The 26227-nt window shown below is 66.5% G+C and carries 24 protein-coding genes and 1 pseudogene; 9 read left to right on the forward strand and 16 right to left on the reverse strand.

Annotated elements, in window-relative coordinates:
* Positions 1–83: 83 nt before the first annotated feature.
* The gene (locus tag FBF36_RS02330) at positions 84–821 is read right to left on the reverse strand and encodes an ArsR/SmtB family transcription factor (RefSeq protein ID WP_009395747.1); all 738 of its coding nucleotides are present in this window, start codon (positions 819–821) and stop codon (positions 84–86) included.
* 112 nt (positions 822–933) lie between these two features.
* On the opposite strand from FBF36_RS02330, the gene FBF36_RS02335 reads away from it, so the two are divergent.
* Positions 934–2313 carry an MFS transporter gene (locus tag FBF36_RS02335; RefSeq protein ID WP_009395748.1) on the forward strand — a complete coding sequence of 460 codons (1380 nt, stop codon included), beginning with the start codon at positions 934–936 and terminating at the stop codon, positions 2311–2313.
* 125 nt (positions 2314–2438) lie between these two features.
* Here the strand turns inward: FBF36_RS02335 and xseA are convergent, their stop codons facing one another.
* Positions 2439–3809, reverse strand: a complete 1371-nt coding sequence (gene xseA / locus FBF36_RS02340; protein WP_034492020.1) for an exodeoxyribonuclease VII large subunit — start codon at positions 3807–3809, stop codon at positions 2439–2441.
* A 44-nt stretch (positions 3810–3853) separates the two neighbouring features.
* Between xseA and FBF36_RS02345 the strand changes: the two genes are divergently transcribed.
* Both FBF36_RS02345 and FBF36_RS02350 read left to right on the forward strand, forming a co-directional pair.
* Positions 3854–4921 (forward strand): 4-hydroxy-3-methylbut-2-enyl diphosphate reductase, encoded by a 1068-nt coding sequence (locus tag FBF36_RS02345; protein WP_087943990.1) that lies wholly within the window; start codon positions 3854–3856, stop codon positions 4919–4921.
* A gap of 114 nt (positions 4922–5035) precedes the next feature.
* Complete coding sequence (locus tag FBF36_RS02350; RefSeq protein ID WP_138137117.1) at positions 5036–6640, forward strand: amino acid permease; 1605 nt, start codon at positions 5036–5038, stop codon at positions 6638–6640.
* A 131-nt stretch (positions 6641–6771) separates the two neighbouring features.
* Here FBF36_RS02350 and FBF36_RS02355 read toward each other — a convergent pair whose 3' ends face one another.
* From FBF36_RS02355 to FBF36_RS02395, 10 genes and pseudogenes are all read right to left on the reverse strand, one after another.
* Entirely contained in the window at positions 6772–7143 is a 372-nt protein-coding gene (locus tag FBF36_RS02355; RefSeq protein WP_009395752.1) for a hypothetical protein, read from the reverse strand.
* Positions 7133–7681: an Asp23/Gls24 family envelope stress response protein gene (locus tag FBF36_RS02360; protein ID WP_009395753.1), complete on the reverse strand. Its 549-nt coding sequence runs from the start codon at positions 7679–7681 to the stop codon at positions 7133–7135. The genes FBF36_RS02355 and FBF36_RS02360 overlap by 11 nt, the downstream gene beginning before the upstream one ends.
* Positions 7678–8334, reverse strand: a complete 657-nt coding sequence (locus FBF36_RS02365) for an RNA polymerase sigma factor (protein ID WP_009395754.1) — start codon at positions 8332–8334, stop codon at positions 7678–7680. The genes FBF36_RS02360 and FBF36_RS02365 overlap by 4 nt, the downstream gene beginning before the upstream one ends.
* On the reverse strand, positions 8324–8971 hold the full coding sequence (locus FBF36_RS02370; RefSeq protein WP_009395755.1) for a hypothetical protein: 648 nt from the start codon (positions 8969–8971) through the stop codon (positions 8324–8326). The genes FBF36_RS02365 and FBF36_RS02370 overlap by 11 nt, the downstream gene beginning before the upstream one ends.
* Before the next feature lie 13 nt (positions 8972–8984).
* Positions 8985–9533: a DUF6286 domain-containing protein gene (locus tag FBF36_RS02375; RefSeq protein WP_009395756.1), complete on the reverse strand. Its 549-nt coding sequence runs from the start codon at positions 9531–9533 to the stop codon at positions 8985–8987.
* A complete protein-coding gene (locus FBF36_RS02380) occupies positions 9530–9946 on the reverse strand; it encodes a hypothetical protein (protein WP_009395757.1) in 417 nt (138 codons plus the stop codon). The genes FBF36_RS02375 and FBF36_RS02380 overlap by 4 nt, the downstream gene beginning before the upstream one ends.
* A gap of 2 nt (positions 9947–9948) precedes the next feature.
* The gene (locus tag FBF36_RS13245; RefSeq protein ID WP_009395758.1) at positions 9949–10125 is read right to left on the reverse strand and encodes a hypothetical protein; all 177 of its coding nucleotides are present in this window, start codon (positions 10123–10125) and stop codon (positions 9949–9951) included.
* Positions 10126–10157: 32 nt separating this feature from the next.
* Positions 10158–10642: pseudogene (locus tag FBF36_RS02385) on the reverse strand (Asp23/Gls24 family envelope stress response protein).
* A 286-nt stretch (positions 10643–10928) separates the two neighbouring features.
* Complete coding sequence (locus tag FBF36_RS02390; protein ID WP_009395760.1) at positions 10929–11189, reverse strand: GlsB/YeaQ/YmgE family stress response membrane protein; 261 nt, start codon at positions 11187–11189, stop codon at positions 10929–10931.
* Positions 11190–11348: 159 nt separating this feature from the next.
* A complete protein-coding gene (locus tag FBF36_RS02395; protein ID WP_009395762.1) occupies positions 11349–12611 on the reverse strand; it encodes a DNA recombination protein RmuC in 1263 nt (420 codons plus the stop codon).
* A gap of 308 nt (positions 12612–12919) precedes the next feature.
* Between FBF36_RS02395 and FBF36_RS02400 the strand changes: the two genes are divergently transcribed.
* From FBF36_RS02400 to FBF36_RS02410, 3 genes are all read left to right on the forward strand, one after another.
* Positions 12920–14512: an alpha/beta hydrolase gene (locus tag FBF36_RS02400; RefSeq protein ID WP_138137119.1), complete on the forward strand. Its 1593-nt coding sequence runs from the start codon at positions 12920–12922 to the stop codon at positions 14510–14512.
* A 91-nt stretch (positions 14513–14603) separates the two neighbouring features.
* The gene (ychF, locus tag FBF36_RS02405) at positions 14604–15689 is read left to right on the forward strand and encodes a redox-regulated ATPase YchF (RefSeq protein ID WP_009395765.1); all 1086 of its coding nucleotides are present in this window, start codon (positions 14604–14606) and stop codon (positions 15687–15689) included.
* 346 nt (positions 15690–16035) lie between these two features.
* Positions 16036–16938 carry a hypothetical protein gene (locus FBF36_RS02410; RefSeq protein ID WP_138137121.1) on the forward strand — a complete coding sequence of 301 codons (903 nt, stop codon included), beginning with the start codon at positions 16036–16038 and terminating at the stop codon, positions 16936–16938.
* An 852-nt stretch (positions 16939–17790) separates the two neighbouring features.
* Here FBF36_RS02410 and FBF36_RS02415 read toward each other — a convergent pair.
* Positions 17791–18129 carry an AIM24 family protein gene (locus FBF36_RS02415; RefSeq protein WP_009395766.1) on the reverse strand — a complete coding sequence of 113 codons (339 nt, stop codon included), beginning with the start codon at positions 18127–18129 and terminating at the stop codon, positions 17791–17793.
* 80 nt (positions 18130–18209) lie between these two features.
* Here FBF36_RS02415 and FBF36_RS02420 point away from each other — a divergent pair, with 80 nt between their 5' ends.
* The 3 genes from FBF36_RS02420 (at position 18210) to FBF36_RS02430 (ending at position 21521) form a co-directional block, all read left to right on the forward strand.
* On the forward strand, positions 18210–18497 hold the full coding sequence (locus FBF36_RS02420; protein WP_009395767.1) for a helix-turn-helix domain-containing protein: 288 nt from the start codon (positions 18210–18212) through the stop codon (positions 18495–18497).
* Positions 18494–19738 (forward strand): type II toxin-antitoxin system HipA family toxin, encoded by a 1245-nt coding sequence (locus tag FBF36_RS02425; protein ID WP_009395768.1) that lies wholly within the window; start codon positions 18494–18496, stop codon positions 19736–19738. Before FBF36_RS02420 ends, FBF36_RS02425 begins: the two co-directional genes overlap by 4 nt.
* 178 nt (positions 19739–19916) lie before the next feature.
* Positions 19917–21521, forward strand: a complete 1605-nt coding sequence (locus tag FBF36_RS02430; protein WP_009395769.1) for a Na+/H+ antiporter — start codon at positions 19917–19919, stop codon at positions 21519–21521.
* A gap of 76 nt (positions 21522–21597) precedes the next feature.
* Here FBF36_RS02430 and FBF36_RS02435 read toward each other — a convergent pair whose 3' ends face one another.
* The 3 genes from FBF36_RS02435 to FBF36_RS02445 all read right to left on the reverse strand — a co-directional run bounded on the left by FBF36_RS02435 (position 21598) and on the right by FBF36_RS02445 (position 26106).
* On the reverse strand, positions 21598–22458 hold the full coding sequence (locus tag FBF36_RS02435) for a family 16 glycosylhydrolase (protein WP_009395770.1): 861 nt from the start codon (positions 22456–22458) through the stop codon (positions 21598–21600).
* A gap of 317 nt (positions 22459–22775) precedes the next feature.
* Positions 22776–25328: an exo-alpha-sialidase gene (locus FBF36_RS02440; protein WP_225792441.1), complete on the reverse strand. Its 2553-nt coding sequence runs from the start codon at positions 25326–25328 to the stop codon at positions 22776–22778.
* Positions 25329–25740: 412 nt separating this feature from the next.
* Entirely contained in the window at positions 25741–26106 is a 366-nt protein-coding gene (locus FBF36_RS02445; RefSeq protein WP_009393779.1) for a winged helix-turn-helix transcriptional regulator, read from the reverse strand.
* Between the last annotated feature and the right edge of the window lie 121 nt (positions 26107–26227).

Here is a 26227-nt window from a genome sequence, read left to right on the forward strand (position 1 = left end):
CGTATGGACAAAATCCCGACCTGAGTCTCTCCTGACTCCTGCTGGTTCCGGTCGAAGAGCACCGATGCGTCAGGCCTCTACTTCTACCCTGCTGCGTCGTTGGGGGTCGTCTCATCAAGATGTGTCAGTACTCCCTCCAAACCTGCCTGCGCCAGTGCCTCGCGGCCGGCCTCGGTGACCTTGACCGCCCTGGTCCGTTCGATGCGCGCAATCCAGTCACGGCGGAAGAACACTTCGGTCACTGCCGTCCCCAACCGGCCACCGAGATGGAACCGTCGTTCAGTGGAGTCCATGCACGCCTCCCCGGGAGCATGAGGCGGCTCCGACAGACCCCAGCCGATCAGGAGGGCTTTCCCGGGGGCGGTCAGCTGCCACAAGGAATCCAGGTAGCCGCACTCCCGGAGCTGCTCGGCCAGCCCCACACCGAGTCGCCCGGCCAGGTGCCGGTAGCAGGTACGGGCCGCGAGCAGTCGCCTGTTCGCCGTCCACGCGTTGAGGCTACGAGCCGTGGGCAGCGTCGAGGCCGCCATCACCCCCATGGCCTCGATGACCCGAGCCGCCTCGGGCCCTGAGAGCACGACGTAGCAGTGCCGCCCCTGCCGGACCCTCGTGACGAGGCCGCCCGCCGCCAGCACGTCGACATGCTCGCTGGCCGTCGACCGCGCGACCCCGGCGTATGAGCCGAGCTCGCCCACCGTCCACGCCCTGCCGTCCATGAGCGCCGCGCACATAGCGGTCCTTGACGGGTCGGCCAGCGCCGCCGCCGTGCCGGCGACGTCGGGAACCGCCTCGGGGAAGAGACGATCGGGAAGCCGTGACATGCGGCCAGTATGCGCCCGCGCCGGTTCGGTCTGCGCCGAACGATTGCGGCTCTAGCCTGCCGGTGGCCGGCATCAACCGGCAGACGGGGCCGGAGGAGCAAGGAGACCACTCATGAACGCATACCGACGACGTGGCGCCCTCATCGCGGCGCTGCTCGGATTCTTCATCGTCATGCTCGACACGACGGTCGTCAACGTGGCACTGGCGCGGATCGGCAGGGACCTGGGCGCCCCGGTCGCCTCCCTGCAGTGGGTCGTTGACGCCTACGCCCTCACCTTCGCAGCCCTGCAGCTGTCGGCAGGTGTGGCCTGTGACCGGATGGGCGCAAGAGGCGTCCACCTGCTCGGCCTGGCGGTCTTCGGCCTGCTCTCGGCGGCCTGTGCCCTGGCCCCTGCCGGTGGGGCGCTCATCGCCTTCCGCGCGTTGCAGGGCGTCGGCGCCGCCGCGATCGTCCCGGCCTCCCTGGCGATGCTCTCCCTCATCCATGATCGCCCTGCCGACCGGGCCCGAGCCATCGGCCTGTGGGGAGGTGCCGGTGGTATCGCCGCGGCCGTCGGCCCGGTGGCCGGGGGACTGCTCGTGACCTTCACCGGCTGGAGGTTCGTGTTCTGGGTGAACCTTCCCCTCGTCGCAGCCGCCTTGTGGCTCACCGCCCGCTGCCTGCCCGAGCCGGAGACGCGGTCGCTGCGACGACGCGAAGGCGGCGACCTGCCCGGGCAGGTCCTCTCCGTCGCAGGGCTCGCAGCCACCACCTACGGGATCATCGCCGCAGGCGAGCACGGGTGGAGTCCGCACGTTGTCGCCTCGACCCTCGCCGGACTGAGCCTGTTGGCGGCCTTCGTCCTGGTTGAACGGACCGCTAGCAGGCCGATGCTGCCGACGGCGGTCTTCTCCCGACCACGTTTCGCCCTGGCCGCCGCGGTTGGATTCGCGCTCAATACCGGATTCTTCGGCCAGCTATTCGTGCTGGCTCTGTTCCTCCAGTGCTACCTGGGCTACGAGCCGTGGCTCGCCGGCCTGGCCCTGGCGCCGCAGGCGTGCAGTGCTGTCGTCGCCTCCCCGATGGGAGGCAGGATGACCGCCAGGATCGGGGCGTTCCCCGCGATGCTGACGGGCCTGCTCACCGGTGCGGCCGGGTTCGCGGGGCTCGCGCTCGCCACGGCCTCGACGCCGTACCCGCTGGTGGCGGCCCTGACCTTCCTGGGTGGTTTCGGCACGGCACTGACCATGCCCGCCGCAACCTCGGCCGCCGTCGCCTCCGCATCGGCTGGGTACACCGGAGTCGCCGGAAGTGTCGTCAACGCGGCCCGACAGACCGGCAGCGTCGTCGGTGTGGCCGTCCTTGGCAGCCTGATCGCTTCAGGCGACTTCCTGACTGGCTTTCACCGGGCAGTCGTCGGGGCGTCGGCCGTCTTCGCGGTGGCAGCGATCCCCGTCGCCGTCGTCATCCTCAGGGCTGCCAGTCGCCCGGAGTGCGTGGACGCACCATAGGTCTCGACGACTGACCCCTGGGGTGCCGTCCGCACGCCTACGGTGCGTCCTGGGATCTTGGCGAGGTCGTGGGAGGCCACAAGCGGGCGCGGTCACCCAAGGCGTTGCCGGTGCCCAGTCGCTGCTCAGTCGATGTCGGCGGGCCGGGGCCTGGTGGCGCCGACGACCTGGGCGACGAGCCGCCCCTGGGCCAGGACCCCCTCGATGAGATCCCCCTTCTTGACGTCCTCGGCGCTGGTGATGACCTTGCCTCCGGGAGTGCGCAGAATCGTGTAGCCACGATCCAGGACTCCCTGCGGTGACAGGGCCGTCAGCCGGGCGTGGTCGGCGCGCAGGTCGGCGGCCGCCAGCGACAGGCGATGTTCCACGGCCCGGCGCATCCTGTCGCGGGCCTGGCCCAGCTCGATGACCCGGTCGCGCACGATCGAGGTGGGGTCGGCCATGACCGGCCGGGCCCGCAGCTGGTCCAGGGCCGCCTGCTCGGCGTCCAGCCGTGAGGCGAGCACGCTGCGCAGGCGCTCGCGGGCCGAGTCCAGGCCCACGGTCTCCTGGGCGAGGTCGGGAACGATCCGGCGGGCGGCGTCGGTGGGGGTGGAGGCCCGGTAGTCGGCCACCAGGTCCAGCAGGGGACAGTCGGTCTCATGACCGATCGCGGAGACCAGCGGCGTGCGGCAGGCGGCCGCGGCGCGCACGAGCCCCTCGTCGGAGAAGGGCAGCAGGTCCTCGACGGCGCCGCCCCCGCGGGCCACGACGATGACGTCGATCTGCGCATCGGTGTCGAGCTCCTGGATGGCCCGGGTGACCTCGCCGACGGCGCGCGCCCCCTGGACGGCGACCTCCCGCACCTCGAAGGGCAGACCGGGCCAGCGCAGGCGGGCGTTGACCAGCACGTCGTCCTTGGCCTTGGCCTGGCGGCCGCACACGAGGCCCACCTTGCGCGGCAGGAAGGGCAGGGGCCGCTTGCGCTCGGCGTCGAACAGGCCCTCGGCGGCCAGGATGCGGCGCAGCTGCTCGATGCGGGCCAGCAGATCGCCGACGCCGACGGGCCGGATGTCGTCGGCCTGCAGCTGGAGCGAGCCCCGCTTGGTCCAGAAGGTGGGCTTGGCGCGGATCACCACGCGGGCGCCCTCGCTCAGCTCGGCGCCGGTGCGGGCCAGGACGGCGTCGAGGACCCGGGCGTAGATGGACACCGACATGGACACATCGGCATCCGTGTCCCGCAGGGTGAGGAAGGCCATGCCGGCGCCGGGGCGGCGGCTGAGCTGGATGACCTGCCCCTCCACCCACACCTGGCTCATGCGGGCGACGTACTGGTCGATCTTGGAGGACAGCAGCCGCAGTGGCCACGGGTTCTCCGCGGTGGTGAGGTTCGCTCGCGGCGCCAGCTCCCGGGGGCTGCCGGAGCCGCCGTCCGCGTCGGAGCCGGACATCGGGCCGGCACCGGAGGAGGGCTGCGGGCTGGGCTGGGAGGGGCTCTGGCCTGTCACATGCACCACTGTGCCACGTCCACCACTGGGGACCTGGGTCCCACTGTGGCACAGTGGTGACCGTGACGACCATCGAGCTCGCCAGCGAGCACACCGACGCCGCCCCGCCCTCTTCCAAGGGCGGCAAGCGGATCCTCATGGCCGCCCCGCGCGGCTACTGCGCCGGCGTGGACCGCGCCGTCGACGCCGTTGAGCAGGCCCTGGCCCACTACGGGGCGCCGATCTACGTGCGCAAGGAGATCGTCCACAACAAGTACGTCGTGGAGGCCCTCTCGAAGCGCGGCGCCATCTTCGTCTCCGAGACCGACGAGGTGCCGGTGGGCGCCCGCGTCGTCTTCTCCGCCCACGGCGTCTCCCCGGCCGTCCACGCCGAGGCCGCCGAGCGCCGGCTGGACACGATCGACGCGACCTGCCCGCTGGTGACCAAGGTGCACAAGCAGGCGGTGCGTTTCGCGGACAAGGACTACGACATCATCCTCGTGGGCCACACCGGCCACGAGGAGGTCGAGGGCACTCAGGGCGAGGCCCCCGACCACATCCAGGTCGTCAACGGCCCCCACGAGGTGGACCAGGTCGAGGTGCGCGACCCCTCCAAGGTCGTGTGGATCAGCCAGACCACCCTGAGCGTCGACGAGACCATGGAGACGGTGCGCCTGCTGCGCGAGCGCTTCCCGGAGATGATCGACCCGCCCGGCGAGGATATCTGCTACGCCACCCAGAACCGTCAGGCCGCGGTCAAGCAGATCGCCCCGAAGGTGGACCTCATGATCGTGGTCGGCTCCGGCAACTCCTCGAACTCGGTGCGCCTCAAGGAGGTGGCTCTCGAGGCCGGTGCGAGCGCCGCCCACCGGGTGGACTTCGCCAGCGAGATCGACCCGTCCTGGTTCGACGGTGTCGAGACGGTCGGCCTGACCTCGGGCGCCTCGGTGCCGGAGATCCTGGTGCGTGAGGTGGTCGAGCGTCTGGCCGAGCTCGGGTTCGACGACGTCGAGGAGGTGCGCACCACCACGGAGAAGATCTCCTTCTCCCTGCCCAAGAACCTGCGCGCCGACCTCATGGCGGCCCAGGGCGCCGCGTCCGGCCACAAGCGCCGCGAGCCGGCCGCCGACCACACCTGCTGAGGCCGCGCCGCCCCTGGCCGTACGGCCGACCGTGAGCGTCAGCACACACCCGGGTGCGCGAGACGGGCCGAACGTGAACACCGGGTTGCATGCTCGACGATTACCCTCGGTTGGGTGACACACTCCCATGACGAGTCGGCCCCCAGTGGCCCTGCCCCCGCCGCGTCGGGCGGACGGTCCGGTGACGATGGCGCCGACAGTGCTGCCCCCGTAACCTCCGCAGGCCCTGCTGGCGCGGCGGTCTCCGGCCAGGTCTCCAACGAGACCCTGGAGGAGGACGGCGGGCTGCGCCGGAGCCTGACCAGCAGGCACATGCAGATGATCGCCATTGGCGGCGCCATCGGCACGGGGCTGTTCGTGGCCTCGGGCGCCACGGTCTCCACGGCCGGCCCGGGCGGCGCCCTCGTCGCCTATGCGGCCATCGGTCTCATGGTGCTGCTGCTCATGCAGTCCCTGGGAGAGATGACGGCGCACATGCCGGTGGCCGGCTCCTTCCAGACCTACGCCACCCGGTTCGTCAGCCCCTCCTTCGGCTTCGCCATGGGCTGGAACTACTGGTTCAACTGGGCGATCACCGTGGCGGCCGAGCTGGTGGCCGCCGGAATCGTCATGGGCTACTGGCTGCCGGGGGTGCCGTCGTGGATCTGGGCGGCACTGTTCCTGGCACTGTTGACGACGCTCAACGCCCTGTCCGCCCGCGCCTTCGGGGAGGGGGAGTTCTGGCTGTCGGCCATCAAGGTGGTGACGGTCATCGTCTTCCTCGCGGCGGGTCTGGCGATGATCCTCGGCATCATCGACGGGAAGTCCCCGGGCTTCAGCAACTGGGTCGTCGAGGACGCGCCCTACCACGGCGGGATGCTGGCAATCGTGTCGGTATTCATGGTGGCCGGGTTCTCCTTCCAGGGCACCGAGCTGGTGGGCGTGGCGGCCGGTGAGGCACGCAACCCGCGCCGGGACGTGCCCAAGGCGATCCACACGGTGTTCTGGCGGATCATGATCTTCTACATCGGGGCGATCACGGTCATCGGCTTCCTCATCGCCTTCAACGATAGCCGGCTGCTGCACACCGAGACCGAGGACGTGGCCTACTCGCCCTTCACCCTGGTCTTCGAGCGGGCGGGAATCGGGATCGCGGCGGCCCTCATGAACGCCGTCATCCTCACCGCGGTGCTCAGTGCCGGCAACTCGGGCCTGTACGCCTCGACCCGCATGCTGCACTCGATGGCCCTGCAGGGGCAGGCCCCGGCCTGGTTCTCCTACGTCAACCGCCACGGGGTCCCGGTGCGGGCCCTGGGGGCGACGGCGCTGGTGGGGGCGGCCGGCTTCCTCACCGCCGTGGTGGGGCAGAACACCGCCTACGCCTGGTTGGTCAACGTCTCCGCCCTGTGCGGGTTCATCGTGTGGCTGGGGATCGCCGCGTGCCACTTCCGCTTCCGACGCGCCTACGTGCTCCAGGGCAATGACCCGGCCGACCTGCCCTACCAGGCGCCCTGGTTCCCGCTGGGGCCGGTCCTGGCCTTCACCCTGTGCGCCCTGGTGGTCCTGGGCCAGAACTACGAGGCGGTCTTCAAGGGCCAGCTGCTGGAGGTGCTCTCCTCCTACATCGGCCTGCCGGTCTTCGGGGCCATCTGGCTGGGGCACCGCCTGGTGACCGGATCGCGCATGGTGCGCCTCGAGGACGCCGACGTCTCCGGCGCCGTCGTTCGTGAGCGCAGCTGAGCCCCCGCTGAGCCCACGTCTGCTGGGCTCATGTCCTGAACCCCATGTCGGGGCACCGATCATCTGACCGGTGCCCCGACGTCGACTCGTGCTGGAACCCGCACGAGGTGGAGCTGCTGCGGGCTGGGCACCTACAGCAGGGACTGGACCCGCACCGTGACCTGAGGCGCGCTTCGGTCCCCGACGCCGGAGGAGCCGGAGCCCTCACGTGCCTCTAAGGCGTCGTCGCGGTCATCCGCCTGCGACAGGGAGCGGATGATGGTCTCCTGGACATCGCGCACGATGTCCCTGACGGGTCTGGAGCCGTCGATGCCGATCTCGATGACGGCCCTGCGTGAGCCCGCCTCGACGACCACTCCGAAGCGGGCCTGCTGAGGATCCTGCTGCCGCATGTGGTTGCCGATCGCCCTCAACGTGCTGCCTATCCCCGGCTCGATTCCTCGTACGCCGGGGACAGCGGTGACCAGGCGGGCCAGCTCGGCCGCTGAGAGGCTAGTCGTCATCGTGGAGATCCTCGATGTGGATGTTGACGGTCGGGGACACCCCCAGGTTCTCATGGCAGGCTGCTCGAACGGCCTCGCGGACCCGCTGGGCGAGCTGCGGCAGGCTGTCCACGCTGACGTGGACGGAGATCCGGCAGAAGATGGTCTCCGGAACCCCCAGGCCGCGGTGGTCCTCACCTGAGGGTGCGTGCTCGAAGGAGGACCGCAGGGCGCGCGCGCCGGGCACGCGGTCCACGGTGCGGCGAATCAGCGCCCGCAGTGAGAACTCGGACATGCTGTAGGGGCCCAGATCGGTCGCGGGCATCTCCACCTGGGCGCCGTGACGGGTCTCGGCGAGGATGGCGTCCATCAGGTGGCGCTGCGGCATGACCGAGGCGCTCGCCCGGGACTCCAGCTGGTCCCACTCCTCGTGCAGGGAGGCGATCAGACGCAGGTACTCCCGCGTGTCCGCGTCGTCCTGCTCATGAGACCGGGCGAATGACCTGGCCGACGCCGTCGAGCGTCGGACGCTGTGCGAGAGCTGGTTGACGGTGCTCATGCCCACTCCTTCATCTGGCGCATGACGAGAGAGCGGGCGCGTGCCAGCCTCCCGCGGACGGTGGACTCGGTGAGGTTCAGGGCCTGGGCGATCTCCTCGTAGGACATGTCGTCGATCTCTCGGAGCACCCAGACGATGCGCAGCTCGGGGCGCACGGAGGCCAGCAGGTCGGCCAGTGCCTCGATCTGGGCGTTGACCTCGCTGGACTCGGCCGGGTCAGCGGTGCTGCTCGACGTCGTCTCCGCCATGGCGCTCGCGGTCTCGAGGCTCTCGGCGTCGTAGGGGTCGGTGGCCCTGCGCTGACGCTTGCGCGTCATGCTGGTGGCCTTGTTGGTGCAGATCCGCATGAGCCAGCCCCGAAAGGCGGCAGGTTCCCTGACCAGGTGAAGACTGCGCCAGGCCTGGATGAGGGTCTCCTGGACGATGTCCTCACTGTCGTGACGGTTCCGCACGATCATGTAGGCGGTGCGGAACAGGCGTCCCTGATAACGCTCGACGAGCTGTTCGAAGGCGTTGATGTCCCCGTCCTGGGCTCGCAGGACCAGGTAGCGGTCCTTGTCCTGGGGCGTAGCGGACGAGGTACTCGGTTGCGCGGCGTGGTGTGGACGCGGGCGAGGAGCCGGCACTGCCTCGTCCTGTATGTCATGCGTCATCGCCGTTCCCGGTGATCGCGGGCGAGTGCTGCCCTGTGACGGTCTGCGAGACGCTGCGCGAGCTCGAGGAGCGCTCCAGGCGCACCAGGACGTCGACCTGCCGGGGGCTCGTGCCCAGGGACGTGGTCACGTCATCCTCCATCCGGCGCCTGAGCTCGGCCACGGCCCATTCGACCTCGCAGTCCTGGGACACGGTGGTGTCCGCCTGGACCCACAGACTGCTTGGGGAACCGGTGACCCACACGGTGCACCGCTCCACCCCGGGAACGTCCTCAGCCCGCTCGGACAGGGCCTGTGACAGGACGTCGGGTGCGACGGTGGCCATGAGAACACCCTCGGAGTCGCTGAACCTCAGGGGTGAGGCGGCCGCCTTGCGGGGGACCTGCATGATGAGCAGGACCAGCCCGGCGATGACGGCGAGCACGGACACCAGCGCTGCCGTTGGCAGGAGCCAGTGCGCCTGGGGTGCGATGAGGCTGTCCACCCGGTTCTGCGCAGTGGCCAGGTACGGGGCGGCGTCGGGCCAGGACCGACCGGCACCGAGGCCGGAGGCCAGGAGCCAGGATGACGCTGCCGCGATGAGAAGTCCGCAGCCGGCCAGGACCGTCCTGTTGAGGACACCAGAAACTGAACGCATGGTCGTATCTCCTTCAGCTCGTGCGCTTGATCCGCACGCGGCTGCGTGTGATGCCCACGGGCTGGAGCGTCTGCAGGGCCTCGTCGGTCTTCTTGCGGGCCGCTTCATGCACGGGGTCGAGGTCGTCCAGGACACTGAGGACGACGACGTCGACCCGTGAGCGGCGGGTGGTGACGGCGGCGGAGTGGACGCCGCCGATCTGCTCGACCTGGGTCCTCACCAGGTTGGCCAGGTCACGGCGCCTGACCGCGGTCTGGCCGGGGACAGTGTCGGGGAGGAACTCGACGCGCTCGGGCAGCCCCGGCCACAGGGCCGCGAGGATCATGGCCAGGCCGCACACGGCCGCGATCCCGGCGGCGGTGATCACCGCCGCGGAACCGAGGGCGGTGGATCCTATGGTGTCGAGCGTGGTGACGGTGCGGTCCGGCCAGGTGCCGGTCACGATCCGGTGCCCCGTCAGCCAGGCCCCCAGGCCTCCGGCCGTGAGCAGCAGCAGCGCCAGGACGACACTGGGGGTGCTGCGGGACGGGCGACGAATGAGTTTCGGAACGGGTGTTCTCATTTCAGGCTCTTCCTGACGTGGCTGCTCGGATTGAGCCAGGAGATCTCGATGGTGATCTTGCCGACGCTCAGCCCGGTGAGGTGCTCGACGCGGCCGCGCACGTGTGCGCGCAGGTCTTCGATGGTGGAGGACAGTGGTGCGGGAAAGACCAGGCCGAGGTCCAGGTGGAGGACGGCGACCCGCCCGTAGAGCTCGCACTGGGCCTCGGGCCGGGAGGCGAAGTTGCGGCGGGCGCCGATTCCCAGGAGACCTCCGGCGTTGGAGCCGACATTGCCGGTCTCATAGGCGGCCTGGGCGGCGATCTGGGCGACGACTCGGGCCGGAATGGTGGTGGTGCCGCGCTGCTCCCAGGAGGAATCCTCGTCCTGGGAGGGGCCCGGCTGCGTGATGGCGGGCTGGGTCGCGGTCGCCATCGTCACTTCTTTCGCCGATCCAAGATGCTTTGGACATCGACCCGGCCCTCCAGGTAGAGGCCCACCGCCAATCCGGCCAGGCCGCACAGGGCCACCAGGACGAAGTCGGCGAAGGAGCCGAAGGCGAGAATGGTGCCAAGGAACAGGCCCACCAGGAGGGCCAGGTACGTTGTCTTCATGAGAGCTCCTCAGATCAAGGCGTCGGGACGGGTCACTTGAGGTCGGCGGCCTCGGCGGCGTCGGAGTCGTCGTCGGGCAGGTGGACGTCGGTGACGTTGATGTTGACCTCGACGACCTCCAGGCCGGTGGTGCCCTCGATCTGCTCGATGATGTTGCGGCGGATGGCGTCGGAGACCTCGACGATGGAGACGCCGTACTCGACCACCACGGTGACCTCGACGGCGGCCTGGGTCTCACCCTTCTGGACGCTGATGCCGCCGGCGACGTTGGTCTGAGCGTTGGGGATGCGGTCGGTCACCGCGCTGAAGGCGCGACGCACGGCGTTGCCCATGTCGTAGACGCCGGGCACCTCACGAGCGGCCATACCGGCGATCTTGGCGACGACGTTCTCGTCGATGGTGGTCACGCCGTGCGAGGTCTGGAGGGGGCCGCGGGGGTCTTGTCCTCCTCGGTCTTCTCGTTGCGCTCGATGCGCTCGCGCTGCTGACCGGTCTGGGGGATGGCGTTGTTGCTCATGAGAGCCTCTTTCGTTGATCCGTGAGTTGGATGGCGACGGGATGTGAGGTGCGCGGTCCAGCAGCTGGTCCGTCAAGGTGGCTTAGTGGCTGCCGTGTCGGGTCGTGTGACTGACCGACGTGACTGACTGGTGCTGCTGTCCGTCATGATTGCCGCGCTGAAAGTAGGACGCCGCCGACCGAGAAATCCTCATGGCTTCAATTCATGGCGTGCGTCACAAGAGGTGAAGCGGGTTTCACGGAGGCGGTAAGCGTCTCCGTAAAACCCGCTTCAGGGCGCTGAGGGGCTACTGCTTGCGGCCGGTGACGGCCATGTAGACGGAGATCGCGATGATGGCGGCGATGAGGGACAGCGCCCACTTGATCCAGTCGAACCCGTCGGTGTGGGCGACGCCGAAGAAACTGGCGATGCTGGCTCCGATGAGTGCGCCCACGGCACCCAGTACGACGGTCCACAGGATCGAGATGTTCTGAACCCCGGGCATGATGAGCCGGGCGAGGGCGCCGAGCACGGCGCCGGCGATGATCATTCCGATGAATGACAGCATGGTGTCTTCCTCCGAGAAGGTCCGATGAGGCAGAGATGTTCTCCAACCGGACGTTGAAACGTTCTGGCAGCGTGTCAGCCACTCATGAGTTGGGAGACAACGCTGCCTGATAGACGCCATGGAAATGTCAATCGTCACGGGCCGAGGGTGTGGTGTACGTTACATCGTCGTGGACTCGGGTTTCCTGTCGGTGGTCAGCTCGGATGCGGTGAAGGTGCGCACCTGGGCGGCGTCGGCGCTGATGAGCGCGGGGGAGCTCACCTGGTCCCCCAGGGTCTCCAGGGTCCGGGCGGTCACCAGGAGCCGCTTCTCCATGGAGCCGACCGCCTTGTTGTAGGCGGTGACGCTGCGCCGCAGTGCCCCGCCCAGCGCATCGAGGTGGCCGGCGACGGTTCCCAGCCGCTCGTAGAGGGTGCGGCCGAGCTCCAGCAGCTCGCGGGCGTCGTCGTTGACGGCGGTGCGGGCCCATGCCGTGGCGCAGGTGCGCAGCAGGGTCAGTAGTGACACGGGCGAGGCCAGGGCGACGCCGCGTCCCAGCGCGTGCTCCAGGAGCGCGGGGTCCGCCTCCAGGGCGGCCGAGAGTACCGCCTCGGCCGGGACGAAGAGGACCACGAGCTCGGGGGAGTCGCCCAGGGCCCGGTCGTAGCGGCGCGCGGCGAGCTGGTCGACGTGCCCGCGCAGCGCCCTGGTGTGAGCCTGCAGGAGCTCTCGGCGCCGCTCCTCGTCCTCGGGACCCGCACCCCGGACGGCGGTGGCCGCCAGGTAGGAGTCCATGGGTGCCTTGGCGTCCACGGCGAGGTACCCGTCCCCGGGCAGATGGACGACGACGTCGGGCCGGGAACGGCCGGCAGTCCCCTCGCCGGCGGTCGGGTCGCCTGAGCGGGCTGAGCCGCCGCGCCGCTGGACCAGCGCCCCGATGGTGCGCTGCTCGGAGAAGTCCACGTGCCGCATCATCCCGGAGGCCTCCAGGACCCGGGCCAGCTCGACCTCGCCCCACATGCCGCGCGCCGAGCGTGAGCGCAGCGCCCCCTCCAGGGAGGCCGTGGAGCGGGCCAGGTCCTGCTCGCGCAGGGCTGTGGCCCGTAGCTGCTCGGCCAGGGCCGCGTGCTGTTCCGCCCGCTGCTTCTCCAAGGACTCCACCCGAGCCCCCACCTGCTCCAGCTGGTTGCGCACGGGGGCGAGTGCCCGCAGCACGGAGCCGTCCCGCTCAGCGCGTTCCTCGGCCACCTGGGTGCGTGAGGACAGCTCCTCGGCCCGGGCCTGCCACTGGGCGGCCTGCGCCCGCAGCTCAGCCACCTGCTCACCCTCCGACTGCTGCGCGGTGGTGCGCCGGGCGAGCGCGCCGAGGTAGCCGACGACCGCCCCGATCGCCAGGCCGACGAGGAGCAGCAGGATGGGAAGAAGGACCGTTGAGGAGCTCATGAACCGATGGTGCACCCACGGTGTGACATCTATTCCGCCCCCTTAAGCCCCACGGCGCCACGCAGCCGCAGGTCGCCGCGCCGCCTCATCGATCCGGTCCGCCCGCCCCGGCCAGGTCCGCTGATCCGCTCCGGCGTCGTCGGGCACATTTCTTCCGGGCATGTGCCAACCGACCGTTCGGACCTGGGACGGCGGTCCCGCATCCCGCCCGCTCCTCCAGGCGGTGGAGGCGAAGAGACCAAGAGCACTGTCCTTCTGCTGCCGCAGGATGATGGGTATCTGCGCAGGTGGTGCCATGCTTATCGGACGTGAGCCTCTTACGCAGCATCCAGCTGACCAGCCCCCGAACGATCGTGGTCGTCCTGGTCGTCGCCATCGTGACCACCATCATCGCCGCGGTCCTCCTGCCGCGAACTGTCCCGGCCACCACGCGCGGCAGCACCGTGGACGGCCCCGCCCGCCCCGCAGCGCGTACGGTGCTGCGGGCCGTCGGCCTCTGCATGGCGCGCATCGTCATGGTGAGTGTCCCGGTGCTGCTCGTCATTGCGCTCGGGGGTCTGCTCATCAACCGGCCCATGCACTACGTGCGTACCCTGGGCGACGTCGTCAAAGCCGCTACCCCTCGCACTCAGGTCACCTCGCGTATCGCGCCCCTGCCGAAGGCCTCCGCCTACGACGCCGTCCCGGCCTCGGCCTGGAAGGCCTCCTTCCATGATGTCGGCGACGGCTCGCAGGAGGCCACCTGGACCGGCCCGGTCAGCGGCATCACCCTGCCGGTGCGCGTCGTCCTGCCGGCGGGCTACCGGCCTGACGACGGCCGCACCTACAACGTCCTCGTGGGTCTCCACGGCTGGGTCGGCGACCCGCAGTCCCTGGTGACGGGCATTGCCTCACCCCAGCGGCTTCAGGAGGCGATCAGTGCCGGCCGCATCCCGCCGTCGATCCTGGTGTTCCCCTCGCTCAACGTGGACGGCGGCCAGCCCGACTGCGTCAATATCGCCGGCCGCCCGGCTGTGGGGACCTGGACCGCGGAGGAGATTCCCCGCATGATCCAGGCGACCTTCCCCAACGTCACCACCCAGCGAGCCGGCTGGATGATCATGGGGATCTCAGCGGGCGCCTACTGCGCGGCCCGGACCGCCTACGACGTCCCGGAGCGCTTTGGCGCCGTGGGCGTCATGTCCTCCTACGACCTGCCCGGTGAGGGCTCGCTGGCGCACAGCGGTAAGACGCTTCAGGCGCAGAACGGGCTGTCCACCATGCTGGGACAGCGCAAGCCCGACGGCATGCGCTTCTACGTCCTGGGGGCCCAGGACGACTCATCCGGTGCCGCCCGGGCCGCGTGGTTCATGGACGACGCGGTGCGCAAGCCGGACTCGTTGACGGTTGATACCCCGGCCACGGGCGGGCACTCCTGGGTCCTGTGGAACGGCTACTTCCCGTCCCTGTTGACGTGGTGGGGCTCGGACCCGGCCGTGTTCAAGGCGGCCGGTCTTCCGGCGCCTCAGGGCAATACGTGGGCCAAGGCCACTGCTGCCGGCGTGAAGCCCTTGACGGAGACCCCCAAGGATCAGCGCGTGGTGGGGTCCGTCTCGCCGATGCGCGCCAGGCCCTTCGAGATCAACGGTCTGGGCACGATCATCGTGGCTGTGGTCGCCTCGCTGGGGGCGCTCGGTGCTGTCATGTTCTGGTCGCCCCGCTGGGGCCGAGGGCGCGACGGCGGCAAGCCGTCAGTGGCGAGGCTGACTGGTTCGATCCTGGGCCGTGTCGTGGTGATCCTCGTGGCGGCGGGCCTGGTCGCGGTGACGGTGGGGATCGGGGCCAACGCCAGTGGGGGCTTCTACACCTCGTGGCGTGATCTGCGGGCCTCGGTCCGGGTGAACGAGAACGCCGGGAAGTGAGCGGGGCGCCCGACGGCGTGACCCGGCCGGGGCGCCGCGGGGGACGCCGTCGGGGCGCACGGTGTCGGAGGGGCCGTCTAAACTCTCCTGCGTGGCACTTACCATCGGAATCGTCGGACTGCCCAATGTCGGCAAGTCCACCCTGTTCAACGCCCTGACTCGTGCGACCGTCCTGGCCGCCAACTACCCGTTCGCGACTATTGAGCCGAACGTGGGGGTTGTGCCCCTGCCGGATGCGCGCCTGGACAAGCTCGCTGAGCTGTTCCACTCCGCGAGGGTGGTCCCGGCGACGGTCTCCTTCGTGGATATCGCCGGGATCGTGCGCGGCGCCAGCGAGGGTGAGGGGCTGGGCAACCAGTTCCTGGCCAACATCCGTGAGGCGGACGCCATCTGCATGGTGACGCGCGCCTTCGAGGATCCGGACGTGGTCCATGTGGATGGGAAGGTGGAGCCGGCCGGGGACATCGAGACGATCAGCACCGAGCTGGTGCTGGCGGACATGCAGACCCTGGAGAAGGCGATCCCGCGCCTGGAGAAGGAGGTGCGGGGCAAGAAGACGGAGCCCGTGGTGCTGGAGACGGCGAAGGCGGCCCTCAAGGTCCTGGAGGAGGGGACGCTGCTGTCCGCCGGGGCGGAGGCTGCCGGGATCGATGCGGAGGTGCTCAAGACCTTCCAGCTCATGACCACCAAGCCCTTCATCTACGTGTTCAACATGGACGACGCCGGGATGAATGACGAGGCCCGTCAGGCCGAGCTGCGCGAGCTGGTGGCGCCGGCGGAGGCGATCTTCCTGGACGCCCAGTTCGAGGCCGAGCTCGTGGAGCTGGAGCCCGAGGAGGCGGCGGAGATGCTGCACGAGAACGGGCAGGAGGAGTCGGGCCTGGACAAGCTGGCCCGGGTCGGCTTCGACACCCTGGGGCTGCAGACGTACCTGACGGCGGGGGAGAAGGAGTCCCGCGCGTGGACGATCCGCAAGGGTGCGACGGCGCCCCAGGCGGCGGGCGTCATCCACACGGACTTCGAGCGAGGCTTTATCAAGGCCGAGATCGTGAGTTACGATGACCTGGTCCAGTACGGCAGCGTTGCCGAAGCCCGCGCTCACGGCCGAGTGCGCATGGAAGGAAAGGACTACGTCATGAGCGATGGGGACGTGGTCGAGTTTAGGTTTAATGTGTGAAGTGCTGGAAAAGCAGAAGATTCTTGCTGTTGTCGGCCAACAGTAGGAGTTTTCTCAGGTTTCGGGGGGATTTTTATCTCATGTCGAGCATTATGGGTTGATCCACTGTTTTTATCTCGACTTTGCTGCCTGTAACCCTATATCACTATTTACAAGTGAGGAAAATGGTTCCAGGTCGGGGAAAAACTATGAACGATCATCATGATTGTGAATAACACTTTATGGCGTTAGAAAGAGAATGAAGTTTTAGGGCGCAGAGAAACCTTTATGTGGTTGTGTTGATCTTACGTTGCTTGCAGTTGGTGTGGCGTAAAACGATATTTCTTGAGGTGTGATTCGGGGTAATATGCCAGACAATGCGTTGACTGTTAATGAAGTTTTGGCGAGATCGGGGTTGGCAGGGGCTATATCTGGAGTTATCTTGCTTCTGGTGGCGCTAGGTGGAGTAGTTGACGTCGCCTCAGGTAGGCGATATTTCAAAGAAGATTTGGCTAGGTATGCAATAAACTGCTTAGGTGGTAAGGGAATCTCTGTAGAGTCAGTGCGCTCTGAAAAGTCTAGAAATATGTTGAACGGAATTATAATAGCTACGGGTTCATTTTCAGGTGAAGCGCAAGTTAAGGGAAGTTATGTTGAGGTCCTGAAATTTGTTGAGCGGAGTCTGGGGATTGAGATGCCTGAGGGGTGGGAGGAGGTGCGCAATCGCCGTCTTAATGATAGAAAATGCAATATAAAGCACACCATAAAATGCCATCTAAAAGATGTGAATCAATGGGGCGATGAAGAAAAGTATGAAATTATTAAATGCGCTCGCGATCTATCAAAAGTTTCTTTTATTGGTTGGTATATTTCAGACAAAGAATGTTCGGCGGATTGGCTTGGAAGGTGGTATAAAATAAAGGTTGCGTCAGGATTGGCTGGGAATTTTCTTGGATTGGCTGGGACCGGGGGGACTCTAGGATTATTCGTCGGTCTCGTAGTTCGGCTTTTTAATATCCCTAAGGGAGATGTGATGGGGTGGCAGGTCTCAGTTTTACCAGTGTTGGGCACTATTGTTGGGGGTTACATTGGCGGTCTGCGTATATTGTTGGTAAAGTATCGAGGTGCCTCTTCGTCGAAACAACCCATGGTTTACTTAGAATATTTCTTGGGTGCTGTTTGTTCTTGGTTATTGTTGTCGATTGTATTTGCAGGCGGCTTTGCGAGGTATCGGGATATGGTTGCAACTATTCTGCCGTGGTTGTTTTAGGTCTTTTTCACTAGTTAATTACTGAGGTGTCAGTGATGGTGTGCTGATTAGGTGCTGCGGGCGCCGATGTGCTCGCCTGGACGTCCGCTGTCCTTGTGTGAGGTCAGTGGTGGCTGATTGCCTCTGGCGTCGGTACCGGGGTGCTGGTGATAAGCTGGCGTTTTGGCTGCGGCGGAGCTCTCATTGGTTTGGTCGCGCAGGAGGGGCGATGCTTGCCAACTTGAATGGGGCCCTGCTGTTGCCTGCGCTTTGGTGAAGGTGAGGAGATTGTGTGCTGCGGCGCAGGGCTGCGGCATTCGTGCCACCCCTCCAGGGTTTCGGTCACGATGCGAGCACTGCGTCCCACGAACTATGTCGTAATGCCGGTCTAGGGGCGGCTCTATTGAGTCGGTATGGTGCTATGGGAGGTCCGGCAGGTTGCTCGATATTCCTTCTGTTGATCAGCCGGAATGGAAATAGGCGTCGTGTCATGTTAGCGACAAGGGGTGTGTATAGATTCCCTCGGAAAGTGTGGACATGCGTGCTTCATGTCTACGATAAGACTGTAAAATCAGGTCCACTACAAGATTGAGTGAGTTGTCGCCACCAGCATCAAGGTCTGGGGTCCTGTGTGTAGAATACTGAAGGTCGCTAAAAATCTTCCGAGAACCTGCGATAGCGGTTCTTGGAATCATATTAATCTGCATGATCTCGCGAATAAGCTTTGTGGTTTGAAAAGCCGGAGGCAAGTCATGTACGAGATTCTCTCAGGCAGTACCGATCCCTCAGCAGGCTGGCCACTTACAGCCAGTTTATACATCAAAGTCGCTGATTGTATGGCTGTCGGGTGCGTGCGCTCCGCCAGCACCCTGCTCAGGACGACGCCACTACCGGCTGGCCCTCGCTGGGCTGGGCCACCACGAAGCCCGGGCCGTGGAAGGCCAGCTGGAAGGACTCGCCCGAGCCGCGCCCAATAAGGGACCCCATCTTGAAACTGCTCTTGATCTGCAGTTGCAGGTCCGACGACCGGCAGATCGCGGCCTGCGGGACAACGAAGGTCGGCTGCTGCGAGCAGTCCAGAAGCATCAGTGGATCTTCGGAGGACACGGCCACCACGTCCTGCCCCTGAGCCACGAGGTTGAACAGCCCGCCGGCAAGCAGCCCAGGCGCCCGGGGAACGATCCCAGTTGCCGGAACCTTTGCTCTCTCCAATCTCGCTGAACCGTGCGACGAGCATCATCGCCATAACTCTCAGATCAGGCTACGATAATCGTCATAGCGGATGGAGGGACATGTCGGGCTATAGGATCAACCGTCAGGTGACGGAGTTCGGAGAGCACGTGCGCGGGTGGCGCATGGTGCTCGGCCTGACCGCGCAGCAGGTCTCCGAGCGGGCGGGCATAACCCGCGACACCCTGCGCAAGATCGAGTCGGGCAACCCCAACGTCAGTTTCAACAGCGTCACCCAGGTGCTGCGCGCCCTGGGCATCCTCGACCAGCTTGTCGACGCGGCCGATCCCCTGGCCAGCGACATCGGTCGCCTCCGTGCCGGCCGCCTCACCAGAAAGCGCGCCCGATGACCACTATCGAGATCGTCTCCGATGCCAATGGTTCCCACCGCCTGGTCGGCCAAGCGCACGTCACCCGATCGCGCGGCCAGGTCTCCACCACCTTTCTCTACGACCCCACCTACCTCGCCGACGGTGGGATGAACATCGATCCTGGCCTGAGCCTGGTTTCCGGTGCTCAGTACCATCCCGGGCTCGTTGGAGCCTTTGCTGACAGCACGCCTGACCGCTGGGGCCGCAACCTCATCCGCAAGGCCGAACGATCGCGAGCCCGCGATGAGGGGCGCGTTCCCCGTCAGCTGGACGACCTCGACTTCCTCCTGGGTGTCAGCGACGACACTCGTCAGGGCGCCTTGCGCTTTCGGGCCCCCGGGAGCGACGAGTTCCTGGGAGAACCCTCGCGCGTTCTGCGGCTCGTCGCTCTCCCTGAGCTTCTGTACGCCAGCGACGAGCTGGCCTCCGACGATGACCCCTCCGACGCCGTCAAACGACTTCTCGACACAGGGACGACGGGCCTCGGAGGTGCGCGGCCCAAGGCCTCGGTCCGACTCGATGATGGCGGCCTCGCCATTGCGAAGTTTCCTCACTCCAGCGACTCCTGGGACGTCATGGCCTGGGAGGCCACTGCTCTCGACCTCCTTGAGACCGCGGGCGTTCGCGCACCCCAGCACCAGCTCACCCAGGTGGGCAATCGAAGCGTCCTTATCCTGCGGAGATTCGACAGAACCCGTGATGGCAGTCGTATCGGCTATATCAGTGCCATGACAGCCACTGGATCGTCCGACGGAGACCAGAAGGACTACGCCGACCTCGCCGAGGCGATTCGCGATCTCTCTCGCTCGCCCGTGCAAGACCTCCATGAGTTCTACGACCGAATCATCGCGAGCATCGCCCTCGGCAACACTGACGACCACCTGCGCAACCACGGGTTCCTCGCCGACCGTGGGCTCTGGAGACTCAGTCCCGTCTTTGACGTCAACCCGAATCCCGACCCCAGTCGGCCCCGTGCGATGTCGATCATGGGAGCAGACGCGATGCCCGACGAGATCGACGGGCTCCTGGCTATAGCAAACGACTACCGGCTCACTCAATCGGAGGCGCGGGAGCGAATCAGACGCATCACTGTGCCCCTGTCAGGCTGGCGGGGCCAGGCGCGGGCGAACCGAGTCCTCGAGCGGGAGATCACCATGATGTCCGAGTCCATCGAACCTCGCCTGGAAGCCCTCACCCGAGCCGCGCACTCCGAGGACTGAAGCGGCGTCTCGTGAAGCGAATCGAGTATCCCCAGGGGCGGTGAAGGAAGCTTCTGTAGGCTGCGCCCGGCCTGACCTGGGTCCATCCTGGTCGCGGCCCGGAGCTACTACGTCCCTCGCTCGGGCCGGCTGCAGTCGGCCCACCACGTTCAGTCCAGGAAGGGAGCCCGGCAGCCCCATGACCATCGACATGATCGTCGCACTCATCGGCGCCTCGGTTGTCGCCTACACGATCGCCAACAGGTTCCGGCTCATCGCCCCGGTGCTTCTCATCGCCGCGGGTGTGGGAGTCGCCCTACTCCCGGTAGGGGAGGAGATGTACCTGCCCAGCACGGTGGTTCTCACGATCTTCCTGCCGATCCTCCTGTACTGGGAGTCGCTGTCAGTCTCCCTCAACCGGATGCGACGAAGCCTGCGCGGCATCATCCTCAGCGCCACGGTCCTTGTCGCCATCACGGCGGCCCTCATCGCGCTCATCGGTGTCCTCACAGGGTTAAGCGTGGGAGCCGCTCTCCTCATCGGGGCCTGCCTCGGCCCCACCGATGCCACCGCCGTCTCCAGCTTGGAGCGCGGCATCAACCCCAACGGTCGTACCGTTCTTCAGGCCGAGTCGCTTCTCAACGACGGTACCGCCCTTGTCATCTTCGCCATCGCCCTCCAAGCTGCGCAGGACTCCTCCGGCGTCACAGCCGGTCTCGTCACACGAGAGCTCCTCCTGTCCTTCGGGGGAGGGGTCGGTGCAGGAGTCCTCGTCGGCGCGGCGGTCACCAAGATCGGCATCCGGGTCCGCACCATTACCGACGACCCCATGCTGGCGACGATCACCGCCCTGGCCACCCCGTTCGTCACCTTCTTCCTCGCTGAAGAGGTCGGAGGCTCGGGCGTGCTCGCCGTCGTCACCTGCGGCATCGTCATCTCCCGCTTCGCCACCCCGCACATGTCCCTGGGCTCGCGAGTCCTGGGCGTCCCCTTCTGGACGATCCTCACCCACATCCTCAACACCATCCTCTTCGTCATGGTGGGTGTCGCGCTCCCCGGCATCGTCGCCGAGCTCCCTCACGCCGACCTGGTACGCGGCCTCATCCTCATCCCCATCATCTATATCGCCATGGTGGCGGGGAGATTCGCAGGCCAGCACCTCATCATCTACTCCATCCGCGCCCTGGACCGCCGCCCCGAGCAGCGCCTGCGCCGCACCAATATCCGTGGCCGCATCGTCTCCACGGTTGCCGGCTTCCGCGGCGCGATCTCACTGGCAATGGCGCTGTCCATCCCAGTCTCCTTCGACGGTGCCGCCTACACCGAGCGCAACCTCATCATCCTCGTCGTCGCCGGTGCGACCCTCCTGTCCCTCCTCATCCAAGGGATCGCCCTGCCCTACGTGGTCCGCTGGGCCAACGCCAGGCCCTCGGCCGGCACGCAGACCGCCGAGTGCGTCGAGTCGCAGGAGACCGAGGTCCTCGCCGACGTCCTCGCCGACACCATCAGCCAGCTCGATGCCATCGCAGAACGCGCGGGCGTCGACGACGACGCAGCCATCGAGGCGGTGCGCGCCGACTACCAACGTCGTCACAGCTCCGTGAGCAACGTCAGCGCAGAGGAGGAGGCGAGGGTCTACGGTGACCAGGAGAGCGCCCTGCGGCTCGCCGTCATCGAGCACCTGCGCGAGCGCGTGCACGACCTGCGCTTCGCCGGCCGCATCGACGACTCCACCGCCTCCAACGTCAACCGGCGGTTCGACGCCGAGACCCTCCACATCAACGGCCCCATCGACGTTGAGTGAGTGGGCGAATGAGGATGAAGGGCGGCAGTGAGGGGGAGGGGTACCAGCGCACCCCACCCCCTCCTGTGCCGGCCGGTCAGTCCATGGAGCGGACCTGCAGGTAGTCGATGTCGAACTGCGCTTCCTTGAAGTTCTTGGCGTCCAGCTGCCCCCAGTAGTGGCTCCCCGTCTGTGTGATGAGAAGAAGGTGGTAGGGGGTTTTGGCGCCGAAGCACCGATCGAAGGCCTGCTGGTTGCTGGAGCGCAGCACCTCATGGAATCGCTGGTTGTCGAAGAAGAACGTGATGCGTTCGGGAGTCTTCTCCATCCGGTAGGTGTGCCACGCACTCAGGTCCGGCCTGTTGCTGACGCTCTTGCCGCTCTTGCTCTTACCGGACTGGTTGAAGTGGACCGTCGACTCGGCGATTCCTTTGGCACGGCCACCCCCGTAGGTCTCGACGATGTCGATCTCTCCGCCATTCGCGGCCCCGTCCGGCCTCAGCCAGATTCCAGCCCACAGTCCGAGGTTCTGCTGCGGGAAGCGTGCTCGTACCTCGACGGCGCCATACACGAAGGAGAAGAGTCCCTCGGTGGTCAGCGATGCCTCGTTGACGTGGCGAACGGTCTTGCCCGAGTCGTACCTGTTCTGCCAGCCGGTCTTGGGGGTCGAGCGCTTGCGCCAGAACAGGTGGCCCGCTCCACGATTCACGCTGTGGGTGTCATGCGTGACGACGCCCCAGTCGTAGTCCAGATACGTGTCACCCTTGGGCTCCTTCTCCCGCCACCGTGCGGTACTGAAGTCTGAGCCGTCCGTGAACTGCTCATCGAAGACAAGGGTGCTGAAGGATCGTGATGGAGTGCTTGCGAATGCTGCGGTGGGTGCGAGTACGCCTGCGGCTGTGGCTCCGGCGCCCAGTCCGAGGGTGGCGATCAGCGAACGTCGTGTCAAAGGGCTCATTGTTCTCCTTTTACAAGATGCATGAGGGAGTACTTCTGGTTGACATCTGATTTATGTGGCCTCACCTCCTTGTACTGCCAACGAGTACGTGCCGTAGGAGTACTCGGCTGGCATCGTCGTGTTGTCACGCGGAAATTGATCCACGATTGTAGTTATCCTACAAGTTGTTTAGTGGTTCGTCTCGTGAACGGATTCCTTGCCGTGGGGAGTCTGAGGGCGGTCTATTGGGCTGGAAACACGCAGTGAGGGGTGGGACGTGCAGGCGTCCCACCCCTCAGTCAGTGCTCGGAGCCGGATCGAGCCGGCTCATCGCGTGTTCAGTTCTTCGTGCGGCGAGCTCGCAGAAGCAGGTACCCGCCGACAACCGCGACACCCGCAAGGCCCAGGACCAGCAGTGCGTTGGTCCCCGTCCGAGACAGGCTGCTCCCGGCCTTCGCCGCCTGCGTCGGTGAGGCGCTCGGCGCGCTGGCACCACCGGGCGACTGCGCCATGGTGCCGTCAGCCGGCCGATCAATCTCATCGGGCTCCATACCCGGCTTCGACGTCGCCGCCGAGGTCCGGCTCGGCGCCGGGCTTGCGCTCGGTGACGGCTTACCCGACTGCGTCGGCACCGCGGTCGCCTTCGGGTCCACCGCCGACGGCACCCGACCCGTCGCGCCCGGCACGGAAGCCGAGCTCGGCTGCGGAGCCGGCTTCTCCGACGGCGCAGCACTCGGCTGCGTGCTCGGTACCTGCGTGGGCTCAGCGGAAGGCCTTGCCGTCGGGTCCTGTGTCGGCTCGGCGGCCGGAGCAGATGACGTCTCCGATGCCGGAGCGCTGCTCGGCTCGGGTGCAGAACTTGGCTCGGGCGCCGGCGCGGCCTCGGCGCTCGGGGCGGTCGTGGGCTCCGGCGCCGGGGCGCTGCTCGGTTCCGGCGCAGCACTCGGCTCGGGCGCGGAGGACGGTGCAGGGGCAGGTGTGGGCTCAGTGCTCGACTCGGCCGTCGGGGCCTGCGTCGGTGACGGTGCCGGGCTCGGCTCCGGCTGCGCCTGGTTGCACTGCTCGCCGAGCCAGCTCATCGTGAAGTTGCGGTACCAGATGCCTCCGTAGTTGGCGCCGTCGCTGGCGTCCTCACTGAGCAGGCCGATGCTGCCGTCGGACTGCACCGCGATCGTCGTGTAGCCGACGAAGGGCTCATGGAAGACCTTGCTGGCCACCCAGGAGGCGCCGTCGTCGCAGGACATCGAGATGGTGCCGCGGTCACGCGACCACGGCCGCGGGTTCGGCGAGTGGCTCAGCAGCAGCACCTTGGCGCGCGGGTCGTCGGGGGCAGCGTTCGGGAAGGCCCGGATGATCTGGGCGTTGTCCACCGAGTCGGGCAGGTTCTGGTCGGGCACCGGCTCGCTCCAGGTCTGCCCGCCGTCGGTGGACCGGGCCACCTTGCGGAAGCCGGAGCCGTCCGAGGCGCGCGAGTTGAGCATGAGGGAGCCGTCGGAGAGCTCAACGACCTTGTTCTCATCCATGCCGGTCCCGGTCGGCTGACCGGCCTGCCAGGTCCTCCCGTGGTCGTCGGAGTAGACCGAGACCGCCTGCACCGCGCCGTCGGCAGTCCTGATCGTGTACTGCTGCACCAGGCGCCCGGCGTGAGGGCCGTGCTGGATCTGGATGCCCTGGCCCGAGGCCGCGAAGCGCGCGGTCCAGGGGTTGTCCTTCGTGATGTCCGCGGTGATGGTGCGGTGCGTCCAGGTCCAGCCGTTGTCCGTGGAGGTCGACACCTCGGCCTGGATGATGCCCCGGTTCTCGGGATCGGTGCCGGCGCGCGAGCCGCCCCAGCCCTGGTCGTAGGACTTGACGTGGAAGTTGAAGATTGTGCCCGTCTGGTGGTCGACGACATAGCTCGGGTCGGAGTAGCCGACCTTCTTGCCGGTCTCCGTGCCCTGGTGGATGTAGGTGGATGCCGACCAGGTCCTGCCGCCGTCGGTGGAGCGGCGCTGGACGATGTGGTTCGGGTTGGGGGCGTCGCTGCCGCCGTTGCCGTTGTCCTTCGGTCGCTCGTCGTAGGAGATGAGCAGGTCCCCGTTGGGGGCGGTGGTGATCGCCGGGATGCGGTAGTTGTCGGTGGCCGTGTTGGCGGCGAGGTGCTGGGCCTGGCTCATCGAGGCCGGCAGGTCCGTGCTCGCGTCGGGCGCCGGCGCGGGCTCGGCCTGCGGGTGCTCGCCGACGACGCTGATCGGGTTGCCGGTGGCGGTGAGCGTCTGGAGGGCGGTGCCGTCGGTGCCGGTCGCCGTCAGGGTGATCGACGGCGTCCACCGGCCGGCGTCGACGTCGGCCTGCGTGATCGTGTGAGTGAGCGGCTTGCAGTTGTAGACGGCGCCCTTGCCGGGCTTGAGACCGGCCCAGTGGCACTGGCGGGCCAGGTCGTCGAAGGAGGAGCCGGTGGCGGCGACGTTGATCGTCTTGTCCGACACCGAGCGGATGCGCACCGTGTAGCTGACGGTGTCGCCCAGCTTGTAGGTCTCCTGGGTCGTCGACGGGGTGAAGGACTCGACCCGCAGCGAGGTGGCCTTAACCGGGCTCGTCGCACCGCTGATCGTCTCCGGGGTGCTGAGGGCCTTCCCGGCGTACTCCACGGCCTTGACCTCGTAGGCGATCTGCGGGGTGAAGCCGCCGGCCTTGAGGTCCTCTGAGGTCACCGTGTGCGTGGCCAGGCCGGTGCAGTCGGTCTTGGTCGTTCCGGCGGGGACGTTGCGCCACCGGCACTTGGAGACGTTCCCGGACAGGTTCGTCGATGCCGGGGTGTAGGAGTGGGCCTCGCCGCTGGTGTTGGTGAGAGTGATGTTGAAAGTCATGACGTCGCCGACGGAGTAGAGGCCGTCCGTGGGCGCGTTCACCTGAGTGATGGTGACGTCGACCAGGCCGTCAGCCGTGGGGGTGGCGTCCGCCGGCGGTGCCGCGGCGATCAGACCGGTGGGGCCAGTGGCAGGGAGCCCAGGAGGGCGGGCAGGCGCCTCCGGGAGAAGGGACTGTGGGATGTCATAGGTATTCCGTTCTAAAAGGCGAGGCGACCTTGCCTGCGTCAGGAAAATGTTGACGACAGATGTCAGACGTCTTGCGATAAGGTAACGGAAGATCTCAATTCTGCAAAGTTGGGCGAGTCGCTGACGGTGTGTGAAATCTACTGTCCGTCAAGTTCTTCTCGACTGCCGGTCGTGTCGGTGAATGACTCCGTGATCGTGATTCGCGCCAGGAAAATGCGTGCCGTGTAGGTCCTCGGTGGTCCACATGTAAAAAATATGTGGACGTCTACATGAATTGACCTCGCTCTGTCACCACCTGATTTCCCCATTGTGTCAGGGCCCGTAAAGCGGGTAAGAAGGTTTGACCGAAGTCAGTGAGTGAGTAGAGCGTCTTTAGTGGCGGCTTATCACCAAAGACTCGACGCGATACAAGACCATCCATCTCGAGCTGTTTAAGCTGGAGGGTCAGTGTTGTGTCTGTCACTGATACAAGGTCGCTTCGTAGTTCACTGAAGCGCTTTGGCTCATGCTGCAGGTGATAAATAATGACCGCCTTCCATTTCCCTCCGACAAGATTCATGGCAACGCTGATCGGGCAGGAGTAGGTCTTGTCGTTGAAGTTGACGAACTTGCTGATGCATTCGGTCTTCATATGTTCAGGCTTCCGTTTTTCGGGGACTATCTAAAAAGATAGTTCTTGACGCTGTGATCTCGCTCCTGCGACGCTGTCCTGCGTCAACCAGTGTTCGTTATGATTCATGGAGGAGAGCATA

Source organism: Actinomyces sp. oral taxon 171 str. F0337, assembly GCF_005696555.1.
GTDB lineage: Bacteria > Actinomycetota > Actinomycetes > Actinomycetales > Actinomycetaceae > Actinomyces > Actinomyces oris_E.